Origin of the sequence: Pseudomonas floridensis (assembly GCF_002087235.1) — a bacterium.
GTDB classification, from domain to species: domain Bacteria; phylum Pseudomonadota; class Gammaproteobacteria; order Pseudomonadales; family Pseudomonadaceae; genus Aquipseudomonas; species Aquipseudomonas floridensis.
This window is the reverse complement of sequence record NZ_MUIO01000089.1, coordinates 33570-46596: the sequence shown is the minus strand read 5'-3', so window position 1 is coordinate 46596 and position 13027 is coordinate 33570. Positions and strand designations below refer to the sequence as shown.

Sequence of the window (13027 nt, the reverse complement as noted above, 5' to 3'; positions counted from 1 at the left end):
ACTATTTTGAGGGTGATCTACATGATTTTCTAAAAAATGTTATATGTTTGCTAGATAAAGAAATGGAGGGCTGGAAGCGTCAGGTCTTTTCGAACCTGACTGGGCGTTAGTGTCGGCGCACGTTGATGCGTTTTCTGCATAGGTTTTTTGGTTTGGTCATGTTGTGGAGGTGAGATATTCAGATATTTCCAGCTTTCCGTTTTTGGGGCCACAGGGTGTGGCCTGTTTCTTCGTGATGAACAAAGGAAGGTTTTTATCGATGTTTGTCTGAGGCAATGAAAGCGTATGCGGGTGAGGGGGGTAAGCCTAATATATTGCATTCTTTTCAGGCGGGAAAAATAAAACACTTTATTCGTGCCCTATTACACCTGAAGGCTTGTAGTACGCAGATTCGCCTCTTGGCCAAGATACGTCTTTCGTCGAAGACTATCTTAGCGACGACTTTTATGTGTTCCTGACAACAGTGCCTGGATTGCTCGAACAAAATAGAATCGCCTGTGACGCAGGCTTTTCAGACTGTCCGGATTGGTAGGCCAGATGCGATCAGTATTCAGCACGCAAGTCTAAAAATCAGAATGGCATCGCAAGGATGCCGTCCCATCAAACCCCCGCCGCCAGATTCGGCCGCTTTCGCTGCCACTCGTCATTGGATGGCGCACCTGGCTGCCGAAGGGCAGCGCCATCTGTCATTGCAGCCAGAATCTTGATTGCGCTGTCGCCACGTTCGATGGCGATGCCGAACTGCACGCTTTCTATCAGGCGGCGCAGGCGTTCCGGGTCGTTACGTTGAGCGGCGCTGATCAGGCGCTTGGCGACGACGCCACGTTCGTTGGAGAGCGTCAGCATGATGCTGCCGTCCAGTCCTTGAATGCTCAGATTCACCCGATAGTCCGGATGGAAAGTGTCCGTGATCATCTGAAAAGGATTGTCCATATCATTTACCTGCTCAATGGTTCTGCATAAGTTGACCGGGTTTAAGTCCTTTTGGTTCTCAGCGGCCGATCAGTGGCTTGGCCGTGGCTTGGGTGTCGCCATCAGTGCGTTGCACGGTTCGGGCCATTTTTCAGGAGTGGCCTTTTGGCGTGCGCAGGACAGGTCGCCGCCAGCGCTGTATTTCGCAGGGAGTGGGTACGTGAACAGTTTGTCGATGGCCGTGGCGCAAAGCTCACGAGCGACGGCTTCAGGCCTGCCTCGCGCACTGACCGGCGGGTGATTTACATAGGACAGATTCCACGGATTGTCAGACATTCAGACGCTTTCCTTTTCCGGTCAGGCATTCGCATTTGCGGGATAAAAACCTCGTTTGGAGGTGTTCCGAAAATCACGATGTCAGGTGTCCTGTACGGCCGTTGAAGGAGGGTGGGATGCATGCTGTTCGAGTGATCATGCGATGTCGGAAGGCAGGTTAACGGCCTCCGTTTTTGCTCACAGAAGAAATGGACATGGCGCTCGATATTGGTTTGTCACTGGATGTTAAATTCGATGGACGGCACCGAGACGTCGAGCTGCAGCGTCGCAAAGCGTGTCCCGGGTGATACAAAGCTGTGCGCCGGGCATTTGTGGTGCGCACCGATCAGTCGCAGGGTGAATCACTTTTCAACGCTTTTGACTGACCTGCATGCGCATCACGAAGAAGGGCGAACCCTCGCAGGTTCGCCCTTTTTGTCTATTGTGAAACCTGTTCAAGCAGCGAGCCGAAATCAGCTCAAACGAGCGGCTTCCTTCTCCTGCTCTTTCTCCAGAAATTCCTCTTCAAGCAACGCGTCCGGGCTGACCGAATCGTCGTCCTGCTCGGTCAGGACCGGGGCCGCGCCGCGCTTGCCGCGCAGTTTGCCAAACAAGTGTTCAAGGGCATGGTCCAGTTTCACTGCCGCGCCATCCACCGCCTGATCTACCGTATCGGCCTTGTGGGAAACAGAAATGGGCTGGTGACCTTTTGGCCGGGCTTCCATCTGGCATTTGATGTCATGCGGGCCGGGCTTGTCGCCGTTTTCATCGCGGATATGGACTTCCACGCGAGTCAGGTATTCGTCGTAATGTTCGAGCGTGCTTTCAACGGTGGTACGAACCCACTCCTCCAGTCGGATACTGCTTTCGATGTGATTATCGCTATTGACCTGGATTTGCATAGTTAATCCTTATTAGGGCTTGCTCGTGTGAGCCTGGACTGTGCGATTCCTCGCGGAATTCGGTTTCGTTTGCGCTCATTCACAGTGTTGGCGGCAATGACCCGACAATTCAACCCCAATATGGAAGAAATATTTCGCAGTATAAAAAAACAAGAAATGTTTGAACGAAAGTTTCCCCCTTTTGCCCGGCTCATTTCCTACCCTATGCCAGATGCAACCCACGAGGCTCTGCAGGCTGCCCGGCCCAGGCACATCGATAGGCCGGTGCAAAACAAGGGAGGTAGAGCGACGTTCCCGTGCGGCGCATGGGAACGATCGATTACATCAGGAAAATTGCATCAAAACGCGACTGAGGTCTGGACGTAGACGGTGCGTGGTTCGCCGACGTATTTGCCGCGGTTGTTGTCGTCGAACGAGCGGGTGTAGTACTGGCGATTGAAGATGTTCTTCATGCCCACAGCCACGTTCAGGTCGGAGAGTTTCGGACCGAAGTCGTAACCGGCTCGGGTGCTGAACAGCATGTAGCCGGGGATGCGGCCATTGCTGCCGTCGGCAGTTTCGGTCGAGGTGTTGGCATTGTCGGCGAACTGATCACTCTGGAACGCGCTGTCCAGATTCAGCTTCCATGGACCTTCGGTGTAGCTGACGCCCAATGTGCCCTTGTGTCTGGACGAGAAGGGTACGCGGTTGCCTTTGTTCGGACCGTCCTCACGAATGGTAGCGTCCACGAACGCGTAGGTGGCGTAGACATCGTAGCCCGCCAGCGCCGGGTTCAAACCTTCCAGCGCATAGTTGACGCTGGTTTCGATGCCTTGATGGCGCGTTTCGCCTCGGGCAATGACGGTGTCGTTGGTCTGGTTGCTGTCGTACTGGTTGTCGAAGTTGATCAGGAAGGCCCCGATCTCGGCGCGCAGGTTGCCGTTGTCATAACGGGTGCCCAGTTCCCAGGTGCGCGCCTTTTCCGGCTTCACTTCACCGCCCGTCACGCGGTTGGGCATCTGGCTGTACTGCACGCTGCCGAACGAGCCTTCGGTGTTGGCGTACAGGTTCCAGGTGTCGGTCAGGTGATAGAGCACGTTCAGCGCAGGCAGCGCGGTGTTGTAGTCGCCTTGGTATTTGACGTTGGTCAGGTTGTTGTTCTGCGCGGTGTCGATCATTTCGTAGCGGATGCCAGGTGTGATGGTCCACTTGCCGATGTCGATGCGATCATCGATGTAGAACGCATGGGCTTGGGTCGAACCACGAGTGTCGCGGTCGTTGCGACTGGCGGTGGTCGGTAACTGGCCGGTCACCGGTTCGCGGTAGCGCAGCTCATGACCGGCCTCGTTGACGTAGCGGTAGCCGACGCCCACTTCATGCCAGGTTTCGCCCAGCGCAAAGCCTTGGGAGAAACGGGTTTCCAGACCGCGCACCCAATATTCGCGAGGCGACAGGGACACAAAGCTGCCCTGGTCCAGATAGCCGCTGCGTAGGGTCTTGGTGAAAAAGGTGTTGGCGGTGAACACCCGTGCGTCCTGCTCGTAGCGATAGCCGAAGTTGAACATCGTGCGACGTCCCCAGAACTTGTCCTTCAAACGAGTCGACTGGTACGGGTCGGCGTCGTAGTCGGCCACACTCAAGCCGCCCGGCATCTCGGCTTCGCCGTCGTAGTACTGAGCCATGGCGTTGAGGCTGTTGGCCTCGTCGATCTGGTATTTACCCTTGAGGATCAGATCGTCGATCTGCGTGTCGCTGTGTTCGCGCCAGTCGCCGCCGCGCACCCCGGAGTACAGAATCGCGCCGCCCAGGCCGTTGTCGTTGGTGCCGCCCGCCAACAGGTTGCCGGTGGTCTTGAAGCCGTCATGGCTGGAAGACGGGCTGGTTTCAGTCTGGATGCCGCCCTTGAGCGTCGGCTCATCGGGAATGGCGCGGGTCACGAAGTTGACGATACCGCCGACGTTCTGCGGGCCGTAACGCACCGCGCCGCCGCCGCGCACCACGTCAACGGCGTCCATGTTGCCCATGCTGACCGGCGCGAACGACAACTGCGGCTGGCCGTAAGGCGCGAACGGCACAGGTATACCGTCCATCAACACCGTGGAGCGCGAAGCCAGACGCGGATTGAGGCCGCGAATACCGAAGTTCAGCGCCATGTCGTGGCTGCCGGTGCCATTGTTTTCCGGGGCGTTGACGCCGGGAATACGGTTGAGCACGTCACGTGCCGAGGTCGCGCCGACCCGCTCGAATTCTTCGCGGCGTATCACGTCACGTGCGCCGGGATGTTCGAAAACATTGGTCTGCTGCGCCTCGCCCAGCCAGTCGCCGACCACTGTCGAAACGCCGAGCTCGATCGGTGCGCCGACGACGCTGGCCGACTGCACGGTGAAGCCATTGTTGCCATCGGCCACGGCTTGCAGCCCGGTGCCTTCGAGCAGGGCGTTGAGGCCTTGCTCGGGCGTGTACTGACCTTCCAGGCCGCGGCTCTTCAGCCCGCTGGTGACTTGCGAGCCATAGGAAATCAGCACGCCCGCTTCCCGGCCAAACTGGTTCAACGCTGTTTCAAGTTCGCTTGGCGCGATGTGGTAGACCTTGGGCGCTACATCGGCGGCCTGAGCCATCGACAGGCTGCCCACCGAAAGGCTGGCGCCGAAGATGACATGGCGCAGCGTGCGAACCATCGGGGAAAGTTGGGTAGGGCGGGCTGACATGCAGGAGTCCTTTGACCGGAAGATTGAAGAGCTTTCCCTGTCTGTCACGCGAGTGGCTGAAAACGGCTCACGAATGTTCGACTATTTTTTGCTGCGCGATTAAACAGGCTCCGCGCGCAGGCCTGCGCAACGATCAGAAACCGGAGCGTTTCAAACCCGTGCCTGCACGTTCACCCAATATCGGGTAAAGCGCTGCACGCGAACCGGCAGGGCGATTTCCAGCATGTCGAGTATCCGTTCGCTGTCGGCCAGTGGATAACTGCCCGAGATCAACAGGCTGGCGACCTTGGCGTCGCAGTGCAGACGGCCGCGGCGATAGCGCCCCAGTTCCTCGAGAAAGTCGGACAGCTTCATGCGCGACGCCACCAGCATGCCGTCGGCCCATGCGCCGCTGCTGGCATCCACCGGGCGAACGCTGCCCCAGGCGTCGCGGTTGAAGCTGACTTGTTGCTGCGCCTGGACGGTCAGGCCCGAACCAGCCCGGTCAACCGGCAACAGGTTTACCGCTCCGGCGAACACTGCCAGCTGCGTGCGGCCGTTCAACTGCCGCAGATTGAAGCGGCTGTTGCCGGTCGCGGCGTTCACCGTCCCTTCGGCGGTCAAAAGGTTCAGCGGTCGTGCGTCCGCCGAGGCGGTCATCAGGATTTCACCGGACAACAGCTGAATCAGCCGCTGTTGCGTATCGAATTTCACGTCCACGGCGCTGGCGGTGTTCAACTGCACCTGACTGCCGTCGCTCAAAGCCACCTTGCGCTGCTCGCCCACGCCGCTGTTGTAGTCGGCGAGCAAGGGTTGCAGCGCGATCTGTTCACGCAGGCTCCAGCCCGCCACCGAACCTGCGCCCAGCAGCAACAACAACTTGAGGGCATGACGACGACCGGCGGATTTCGGCGCACCCAGCGCTGCATGGGCCAAGGGTGACGAGAGCCCGCTGAGGCGCTGGTTGACGCGCTGGATATGCGCCCATGCCCGCTGATGTTCGGCGTTGCCATTGAGCCAGAGTTGCCAGGCCTGCTGACGACCGGCGCTCAAGGCACCCTCCTGCATCTCCAGCAGCCAGCCGACCGCCTGCTGTGCAACCACAGGCGAGATGTCGGATTTGTTCAGCGATTCGCTGTTCAGGTTCATAAGGCGAAATAGCAGCGCAGCGCGGCCTTGTTGAGGTGACGCTTGACCGTCGCGATGGAGATGCCCAGCGCGGCAGCGATTTCACCATGACTCAGGCCATCGACCTGCGACATCAGAAAGGCGCGCTTCACCGCCAGGGGAAGGTCATCCAGCAACTGATCCAGCTCCACCAGGGTTTCGAGAATGATCGCCCGTTCTTCTTCCGACGGTGCCACGCATTCGGGCAATTCGGCCAGCGCCTGATAGTAGGCGCGCTCCAGATCCTGACGCCGGTAGTGATTGCACAGTACGCGCCGGGCAATGGTGGTCAGAAACGCGCGCGGTTCGACGATCTGTTGCGTGTCGCGGGCGCCCAGTACCTTGATGAACGTGTCCTGCGCCAGATCCGCCGCGCTGTGCGGGCAGCCGAGCCTGCGTCGCAACCAGCCCGTCAGCCAGGCATTGTGCGCCCGGAACAGGCCATCGACGGTGTGATTGAGAGCAGGGTGGGCGGTGGGCATCACGGAGAACAATCCACGAGGACTCATTGATGGCGTGGATTCTGTCAGACTCTTTTGCGTATGAGAATATTTATCATTAATATTGCGCTTCATTCGTCCGTTTGATGACGAATCGAGACTGGCTGGCGATTTCACCAACCCCTTGCGGATGCGTGCTCCGGCTTTCCACCGTTTTTTGTACCGACGAAGACGCTCCGATGGATCGCCCCTCTGCCGTAACCGCCCCAGCGGTCAAGACACACACCCCCAAAGCCAAGAGGGTGACTGTCGCCTATCGACTGGCGGTAACCTCGCGCGCGCTCGCCGCAATCTTTGCCGGCTACCTGTTGGCGTCGATCACCAGCGTCTGTATCACGCAATGGCTGCCAATGCCCCGCGCCGAGGCAGTGGTGACCGGCATGATGCTGTCGTTTCTCGCGTATCTGGTGGCGGTGCTCTGGTGCTTCGCCTGCCGTACCGCATTGCAGGCCTGGGTCGGCGTATTGCTGCCCTGCGTCGTACTCGGTGCCGCGTATGCCATCAGTCGGTGGTTGTCATGAAAGAGGGCTTCCGTCAGTCCATGGCCTGGCTGCACACCTGGATCGGCCTGCTGTTCGGCTGGCTGCTGTTCGCGATATTTCTGACCGGAACGCTTTCCTACTTCAAGGACGAGATCACCCAGTGGATGCAGCCGGAGATTCCAGCACGCCCGCTCGATGCCGGCGCGAGCGTGCAGATGGCCCAGACCTATCTGCAGAGCCACGCGGCAGGCGCCACTCGCTGGTTCATCAACCTGCCCGACGAGCGTACGCCAGGGTTGTCGGTGGGCTGGTTGCCGCAAGGCCAGCCCGGCCAGCGCAACAACTTCGTGCGCAAGTTGCTCGATCCGCAGACCGGCAGCGAAGTGCAGGCACGTGAGACACGAGGCGGGGAGTTCTTCTACCGTTTCCATTATCAGTTGCAGATGCCTTACCCGTGGGGTCGCTGGCTGGCAACCACGGCGGCCATGGTCATGTTCGTCGCACTGATCACCGGCATCATCATTCACAAGAAGCTCTTCAAGGAGTTCTTCACGTTCCGGCCGCGCAAGGGCCAGCGTTCCTGGCTGGACGGGCACAACGCGCTGGGCGTGCTGGTCCTGCCGTTTCACCTGATGATCACCTACAGCAGTCTGGTGATCTTCATGTCGATGGTGATGCCGGCGAGCATCCTGACTGCGTATGGCTCGGCCCAGGCGTTTTACAGTGAAGTATTTCCGCCGCCGGGCGCGGTCAAGGCCGAGGGCACGCCTGCGCCGCTGATCGCGTTGGCGCCTCTGGTCTATACGGCAGAGTCGCGTTGGGACAGCGGGCGGGTCGGGCGTGTCATCGTCAATCATCCCGGCGATGCCGCTGCATCGGTGCTGCTTACCCGCGATGACAAAGGCAGCATTGTGATGGAGCGTGGCGGTGCGCTGACCTTCAGCGGCGTCAGCGGCCAGTTGCACAATGAAGTGCCGGAGCGGCCGATGGCGTTGCAGGTGTCTGGCGCGATGTACGGTTTGCATGTCGGTCACTTCGCCCAGCCGCTGCTGCGCTGGTTGTACTTTGCATTCGGCGTCGCGGGCACCGCCATGATTGGCACCGGACTGGTGATGTGGCTCGGCAAGCGGCAGCTCAAGCACGCGAAAAGTGGTGTGCTGCCGCTTGAGCTGCGTTTGGTCGAAGTGCTGAACATCGCCAGCATGGGCGGCTTGATGGTCGCGGTAGCGGCGTTCTTCTGGGCCAACCGCCTGATACCGGCCGGTTTGAGCGGGCGCGCCGATTGGGAGGTAAGCGTTTTCTTCACGGCATGGGGTGTATCGCTGTTGCATGCAGCGGTGCGTCGTGGTCGCCGCGCCTGGCGTGAACAGCTTTGGCTGGGCGCGTTGCTGTTCAGCGCATTGCCGGTGCTGGATTTGCTGACCGGTGCTCGCTACCTGCTGAACTCGCTGGCGGCGGACAGTTGGGTCATCGCCGCCGTTGACTTGACTGCGCTTGCGACCGGTCTGTTTCTCGGCTGGACGGCAACGAAGTTCAAGGCTTCGCCTGCCAGCAAGGCGCTGCGCCCGGATAGCCAGTCGCTGCAAGCCAGCCCGCAGGAAGCAAGCTGATGCTGCTCGCGGTGTCGTTGTGCTACCTGGGATTTGTCGCGCTGTGTCTGTCGATGCCGCGCCATTACGGCGAACTGTGCACGGGGACGCTGACCCGGCGTCGTCGTTTGACGCTCAAGCTGATCGGCTGGAGTGCGCTGCTGCTGTCGCCCTGGCCCGCAGTGGCCATCGATGGCTGGGCCATCGGTCTGGTGCAATGGTTCGCGTTGTTGATGGGCAGTGCGGTGCTGCTGGTCTCGCTGCTACCGTTTCGCCCGCGCTGGGTGTTGTTGCTGGCTGGTTGCGCGTTGCTGTTCAGCCCTCTGGTTGCAGTGAACCCACTGCTTTAGGCCGTTGCGAGCGCCAGTCGGTATTCGCCCGGCGTCGCGCCCACGGCCTGGCGAAACCGGTTGCTGAAATGGCTGGCGCTGGCAAATCCGCAGGCCAGCGCAATGTCGCCCAACGGCTTGTCGGTGGTTCGCAGCAGGCGTCGAGCCTGTCCCAGCCGACGCGCCAACAAGTACTGATGAGGCGGCAGGCCGAAGCTTTCGCGAAACATGCGCGCGAAATGGTATTCCGACAGTGCGCAGAGACCGGCCAGTTGGCCGAGGCTCAGCGGGTCGGCCAGATGCGTCTCGATGAAATCCACCAGAAGCCGCCGCAAATGGGGCGCCAGACCACCTTTCAAGCGCAGGCCGTCGCGCTGCCCGGTCTGGCTCAACAGTGCATGGCCGATCATCTCGTGGGCCAGACTGCTGGTCAGCAGACGTTCGCCCGGTTCGGCCCAGTTCAGGCGGATCAACTGCTGAAAACGTAGCGTCTGGACGGGATCGTCGAGAAAAGTGTTTTCCCGCAACTGCATTTCCCGAGGCTCGCGATCCAGCAGGGTGACACAGCTCAGCGCAAACTGTTCGGCGCTGAAATACAGGTGCGCCAGACGGATTTCACCGTTCACGATCCACGCTGATTCATGTCCGGCGGGCAGGATGCAGAGTTTGCCTGGCGCGCCTTTCTGGTCCGGGCGGTCGCGGCGGAATGTGCCGGTGCCGTCTTCGATGTAGCACGACAGCGTGTGATGGGTCGGGGCGTGATATTCCTGCGAGTCATGGCGGTTGTTCCACAGGGCTGCGACCAGACCGTCGCCCAGCGTCGCACTCTGTTCGAGACAGGAGTGGGGCGAGCTATTCAAGGCCTGGAAGACCTGGATGGATTCAATGGATGACATGACGGTTCCTCTGTGCCGCTTATCCTACCCCCGAGCGGTGCGGCTGCCATCATCGCGTCGATCAAATGCGCAAGATTGTGCAAGCGTGCCTGACGGAGCACGCCGCAGACTGGTGGCTCATCAAGGAGCCTGCGTCATGAATATTTCGCTTTATCTGCTGACCGTGCTGATCTGGGGCACGACCTGGATCGCGTTGAAACTCCAGCTCGGCGAGGTCGCGATTCCGGTGTCGATCGTCTACCGCTTCGCACTGGCGGCGCTGGTGCTGTTCGCGATCCTGCTGATTACCCGACGACTGCAACCGGTCAATCGTCGTGGTCAGTTGATTTGTCTGGCGCAGGGCGTGTGCCTGTTCTGCGTCAACTTCATGTGCTTCTACACCGCCAGTCAATGGATCCCCAGCGGCCTGATCGCCGTGGTGTTCTCGACCGCGACATTATGGAATGCGCTGAATGCACGGGTGTTCTTCCGGCAGAAGATCGCGGGCAATGTACTGGCCGGTGGCGCATTGGGGCTGCTGGGTCTGGGTTGCCTGTTCTGGCCTGAGTTGTCCGGACATGGTGCCAGCCACCAGACCCTGATGGGGCTTGGTTTGGCGCTGCTGGGCACGTTGTGTTTCTCGGCAGGCAACCTGCTGTCGAGCATGCAACAGAAAGCCGGTCTGCGTCCGCTGACCACCAATGCCTGGGGCATGTTTTATGGCGCGACGATTCTGGGGATGTACTGCCTGCTCAGCGGTACGCCGTTCACCTTCGAGTGGGACACCCGATACGTAGGCTCGCTGTTGTACCTGGTCATTCCAGGGTCGGTGATCGGTTTCACTGCTTATCTGACGCTGGTCGGCCGCATGGGCCCGGAACGCGCAGCCTACTGCACGGTGCTGTTCCCGGTGGTGGCGCTGAACATTTCGGCGTGGGTCGAGGGTTATCAGTGGACGTCGGCAGCGCTGGTCGGGTTGGCGCTGGTGATGGTGGGCAATGTGCTGGTGTTCAGGAAGGTGAAGCCTGTGATCGGACCGGTTGGTGCAAAGCTGGCTTGAGGATGGCCTGCCGACGCAGAACGTCGGCAGGCCCGCAGATGAGCGCGAATCCAGTCAACCCTTCCACACTTGCGGATTGACCAGGTCCTGCGGCCGTTCACCCAGCAGTGCACTGCGCAGGTTGTGGTAGGCACGGTCGGCCATCGCCTGGCGGGTTTCGGTGGTGGCTGAACCGATGTGGGGCAGGGTGACGGCGTTCTTGAGCTGGAACAGTGGCGATTCGCTCAGCGGTTCCTTTTCATAGACGTCCAGACCTGCGCCGCGAATGATGCCGTTCTGCAAGGCTTCGATCAGCGCCGGTTCGTCGACAATCGGGCCACGGGCGATATTGACCAGAATGGCGCTCGGCTTCATCAGGCTCAGTTCGCGGCGAGAGATCAGGTGGCGTGTCTTGTCGCTCAGCGGCACCACCAGGCAGACGAAATCGGACTCGGCCAGCAACTGATCCAGGCTGCGGAATTGCGCGCCCAGCTCCTGCTCAAGTTCCGTCTTGCGGCTGTTGCCGCTGTACAGGATCGGCATGTTGAAGCCCAGACGGCCGCGCCGCGCAATGGCCGCGCCGATGTTGCCCATGCCGACGATACCCAGCGTCTTGCCGTGCACGTCGGTGCCGAAATGCGGTGCTTCGATGCTGCGTGTCCACTGGCCGGCCTTGGTCCAGGCGTCCAGTTCCGCGACGCGGCGGGCGCTGCTCATGATCAGCGAGAAGCCCAGATCCGCCGTGCTTTCAGTCAGCACGTCCGGTGTGTTGGTCAGCATGATGCCGCGCTCGCTCAGGTAGCCAACATCGTAGTTGTCGTACCCCACGGAAATGCTCGAAACCACTTCCAGGCGGCTGGCATTGGCCAGTTGTTCACGGCCCAGCTTGCGGCCTGCGCCAATCAGTCCATGAGATTCGGGCAGGGCTTCGTCGAACTGGGCATTGATGTCGCCCAGCTTGGGATTGGGCACGACCACGTTGAAGTCCTGCGACAGGCGTTCGGCCATTTCAGGGGAAACACGGCTGAAGGCGAGTACGGTTTTTTTCATTGGGCAGTCACTCTCGAGCGGGTTGAATGAGTAGCACGCTAACATTCCTGCCCGCTGTTTGGCAGCCGGTTTTTGCGGTTGTACGACGTCAGGACATGCTCTTCAGTGCCTGTACGTGCAGATCGGCTTCATCGGCCGCGAGAATTTCCGGCAGCGAACCGCGCAGGTACTCGACCCAGGTCTTGATCTTGGCATCTAGGTACTGGCGCGACGGGTAGATGGCGTACAGATTGAGTTCCTGCGAGCGATAGTCGGACATGACGCGTACCAGCGTGCCGTTGCGCAGGCCCTCGATGGCCGAATAAATCGGCAGGATCCCGACTCCCATGCCGGCGCAGATCGCGGTTTTCATCGCATCGGCCGAGTTGACCAGCAACGGCGAGGTGGTGATGGTGACCATTTCCTGGCCGTCCGGACCGTCGAATAGCCATTTCTCCAGCGGGAACACCGGACTTACCAGACGCAGGCACGCGTGGTTCAGCAGGTCCGCCGGTTTCTGCGCCGTGCCGAAGGTCTTGATGTACTCCGGCGAGGCGCAGACGATGCTGTAGGTTATGCCCAGACGCTGCGACACGAACCCCGAATCCGGCAATTCGCTGGCCAGCACGATGGACACGTCATAACCGTCCTCCAGCAGGTCTGGCACGCGACTGGTCAGGGTCAGGTCGAAGGACACGTCTGGATGACTGCGCCGGTAACGGGCTATCGCATCGACCACGTAATGCTGACCGACCCCGGGCATCGAATGCATCTTGAGCTGACCGGCAGGGCGGGCATGGGCGTCGCTGGCTTCGGCTTCCGCCTCTTCGACGGACATCAGGATCTGCTCGCAGCGCAACAGGTAACGCTTGCCCGCTTCGGTCAGTGCGATGCGCCGCGTGGTGCGGTTGAGCAGGCGCGTCTGCAGGTGCGCCTCAAGGTTGGAGACCGCGCGCGATACATTGGCGGTGGTGGTGTCGAGCAAGGCGGCTGCCGCAGTAAAGCTGCCCGCTTGCGCCACGCAACTGAAGGCGCGCATGTTTTGCAGGGTGTCCATGAAGGCTTCTCTGAGTAGATGGCAAATTGTGACATGAAGTAACTGCGGCGTGTCAGCCCTACCAACGGATTATCACCGTTTCGGTAATAAAGATTCACATATCTCCCCGCTTATCGCCATGCCGGGCGCCCCCTAGAATCGCCGCCATTCAAGGCGTTTCATCAC

At 60.1% G+C, this 13027-nt stretch carries 13 protein-coding genes; 4 read left to right on the top strand and 9 right to left on the bottom strand.

The window, feature by feature from the left end; all coding sequences use genetic code 11:
* Window positions 1-600: 600 nt before the first annotated feature.
* The 6 genes from BZK31_RS21210 to BZK31_RS21185 form a co-directional block, all read right to left on the bottom strand.
* Window positions 601-933: a DUF3509 domain-containing protein gene (locus tag BZK31_RS21210; RefSeq protein WP_083185141.1), complete on the bottom strand. Its 333-nt coding sequence runs from the start codon at window positions 931-933 to the stop codon at window positions 601-603.
* Between the two features lie 69 nt (window positions 934-1002).
* Window positions 1003-1248 carry a hypothetical protein gene (locus BZK31_RS21205; protein ID WP_083185139.1) on the bottom strand — a complete coding sequence of 82 codons (246 nt, stop codon included), beginning with the start codon at window positions 1246-1248 and terminating at the stop codon, window positions 1003-1005.
* Between the two features lie 452 nt (window positions 1249-1700).
* Window positions 1701-2129 (bottom strand): HPF/RaiA family ribosome-associated protein, encoded by a 429-nt coding sequence (locus tag BZK31_RS21200; RefSeq protein ID WP_083185137.1) that lies wholly within the window; start codon window positions 2127-2129, stop codon window positions 1701-1703.
* A gap of 338 nt (window positions 2130-2467) precedes the next feature.
* Window positions 2468-4816 (bottom strand): TonB-dependent Fe(3+) dicitrate receptor FecA, encoded by a 2349-nt coding sequence (gene fecA / locus BZK31_RS21195; RefSeq protein WP_083185135.1) that lies wholly within the window; start codon window positions 4814-4816, stop codon window positions 2468-2470.
* A 150-nt stretch (window positions 4817-4966) separates the two neighbouring features.
* Window positions 4967-5944 carry a FecR domain-containing protein gene (locus BZK31_RS21190; protein WP_083185134.1) on the bottom strand — a complete coding sequence of 326 codons (978 nt, stop codon included), beginning with the start codon at window positions 5942-5944 and terminating at the stop codon, window positions 4967-4969.
* The gene (locus BZK31_RS21185) at window positions 5941-6444 is read right to left on the bottom strand and encodes a sigma-70 family RNA polymerase sigma factor (protein ID WP_083185132.1); all 504 of its coding nucleotides are present in this window, start codon (window positions 6442-6444) and stop codon (window positions 5941-5943) included. The genes BZK31_RS21190 and BZK31_RS21185 overlap by 4 nt, the downstream gene beginning before the upstream one ends.
* A gap of 197 nt (window positions 6445-6641) precedes the next feature.
* Here BZK31_RS21185 and BZK31_RS21180 point away from each other — a divergent pair, with 197 nt between their 5' ends.
* From BZK31_RS21180 to BZK31_RS21170, 3 genes are read left to right on the top strand one after another with little or no spacing between them, the layout of a single operon-like run.
* On the top strand, window positions 6642-6983 hold the full coding sequence (locus tag BZK31_RS21180; protein ID WP_083185130.1) for a DUF3649 domain-containing protein: 342 nt from the start codon (window positions 6642-6644) through the stop codon (window positions 6981-6983).
* A gap of 20 nt (window positions 6984-7003) precedes the next feature.
* Window positions 7004-8554 (top strand): PepSY domain-containing protein, encoded by a 1551-nt coding sequence (locus tag BZK31_RS21175; RefSeq protein WP_167378072.1) that lies wholly within the window; start codon window positions 7004-7006, stop codon window positions 8552-8554.
* Window positions 8554-8883 carry a DUF3325 domain-containing protein gene (locus BZK31_RS21170; RefSeq protein WP_083185128.1) on the top strand — a complete coding sequence of 110 codons (330 nt, stop codon included), beginning with the start codon at window positions 8554-8556 and terminating at the stop codon, window positions 8881-8883. The genes BZK31_RS21175 and BZK31_RS21170 overlap by 1 nt, the downstream gene beginning before the upstream one ends.
* Here the strand turns inward: BZK31_RS21170 and BZK31_RS21165 are convergent.
* A complete protein-coding gene (locus BZK31_RS21165) occupies window positions 8880-9758 on the bottom strand; it encodes an AraC family transcriptional regulator (protein WP_083185127.1) in 879 nt (292 codons plus the stop codon). The genes BZK31_RS21170 and BZK31_RS21165 overlap by 4 nt on opposite strands.
* A 136-nt stretch (window positions 9759-9894) precedes the next feature.
* Between BZK31_RS21165 and BZK31_RS21160 the strand changes: the two genes are divergently transcribed.
* On the top strand, window positions 9895-10797 hold the full coding sequence (locus BZK31_RS21160) for a DMT family transporter (RefSeq protein ID WP_083185125.1): 903 nt from the start codon (window positions 9895-9897) through the stop codon (window positions 10795-10797).
* A gap of 54 nt (window positions 10798-10851) precedes the next feature.
* Here BZK31_RS21160 and BZK31_RS21155 read toward each other — a convergent pair whose 3' ends face one another.
* Both BZK31_RS21155 and BZK31_RS21150 read right to left on the bottom strand, forming a co-directional pair.
* Complete coding sequence (locus tag BZK31_RS21155; protein ID WP_083185123.1) at window positions 10852-11826, bottom strand: 2-hydroxyacid dehydrogenase; 975 nt, start codon at window positions 11824-11826, stop codon at window positions 10852-10854.
* Between the two features lie 88 nt (window positions 11827-11914).
* Entirely contained in the window at window positions 11915-12862 is a 948-nt protein-coding gene (locus BZK31_RS21150; protein WP_083185121.1) for a LysR family transcriptional regulator, read from the bottom strand.
* Window positions 12863-13027 lie beyond the last annotated feature (165 nt).

Coding starts and splice junctions, on each gene's coding strand:
- fecA (WP_083185135.1), bottom strand. CDS start 4,816: ATGTCAGCCCGCCCTACCCAACTTTCCCCGATGGTTCGCACGCTGCGC.
- BZK31_RS21180 (WP_083185130.1), top strand. CDS start 6,642: ATGGATCGCCCCTCTGCCGTAACCGCCCCAGCGGTCAAGACACACACC.
- BZK31_RS21160 (WP_083185125.1), top strand. CDS start 9,895: ATGAATATTTCGCTTTATCTGCTGACCGTGCTGATCTGGGGCACGACC.
- BZK31_RS21165 (WP_083185127.1), bottom strand. CDS start 9,758: ATGTCATCCATTGAATCCATCCAGGTCTTCCAGGCCTTGAATAGCTCG.
- BZK31_RS21210 (WP_083185141.1), bottom strand. CDS start 933: ATGGACAATCCTTTTCAGATGATCACGGACACTTTCCATCCGGACTAT.
- BZK31_RS21200 (WP_083185137.1), bottom strand. CDS start 2,129: ATGCAAATCCAGGTCAATAGCGATAATCACATCGAAAGCAGTATCCGA.
- BZK31_RS21185 (WP_083185132.1), bottom strand. CDS start 6,444: ATGCCCACCGCCCACCCTGCTCTCAATCACACCGTCGATGGCCTGTTC.
- BZK31_RS21175 (WP_167378072.1), top strand. CDS start 7,004: ATGGCCTGGCTGCACACCTGGATCGGCCTGCTGTTCGGCTGGCTGCTG.
- BZK31_RS21205 (WP_083185139.1), bottom strand. CDS start 1,248: ATGTCTGACAATCCGTGGAATCTGTCCTATGTAAATCACCCGCCGGTC.
- BZK31_RS21155 (WP_083185123.1), bottom strand. CDS start 11,826: ATGAAAAAAACCGTACTCGCCTTCAGCCGTGTTTCCCCTGAAATGGCC.
- BZK31_RS21150 (WP_083185121.1), bottom strand. CDS start 12,862: ATGGACACCCTGCAAAACATGCGCGCCTTCAGTTGCGTGGCGCAAGCG.
- BZK31_RS21170 (WP_083185128.1), top strand. CDS start 8,554: ATGCTGCTCGCGGTGTCGTTGTGCTACCTGGGATTTGTCGCGCTGTGT.
- BZK31_RS21190 (WP_083185134.1), bottom strand. CDS start 5,944: ATGAACCTGAACAGCGAATCGCTGAACAAATCCGACATCTCGCCTGTG.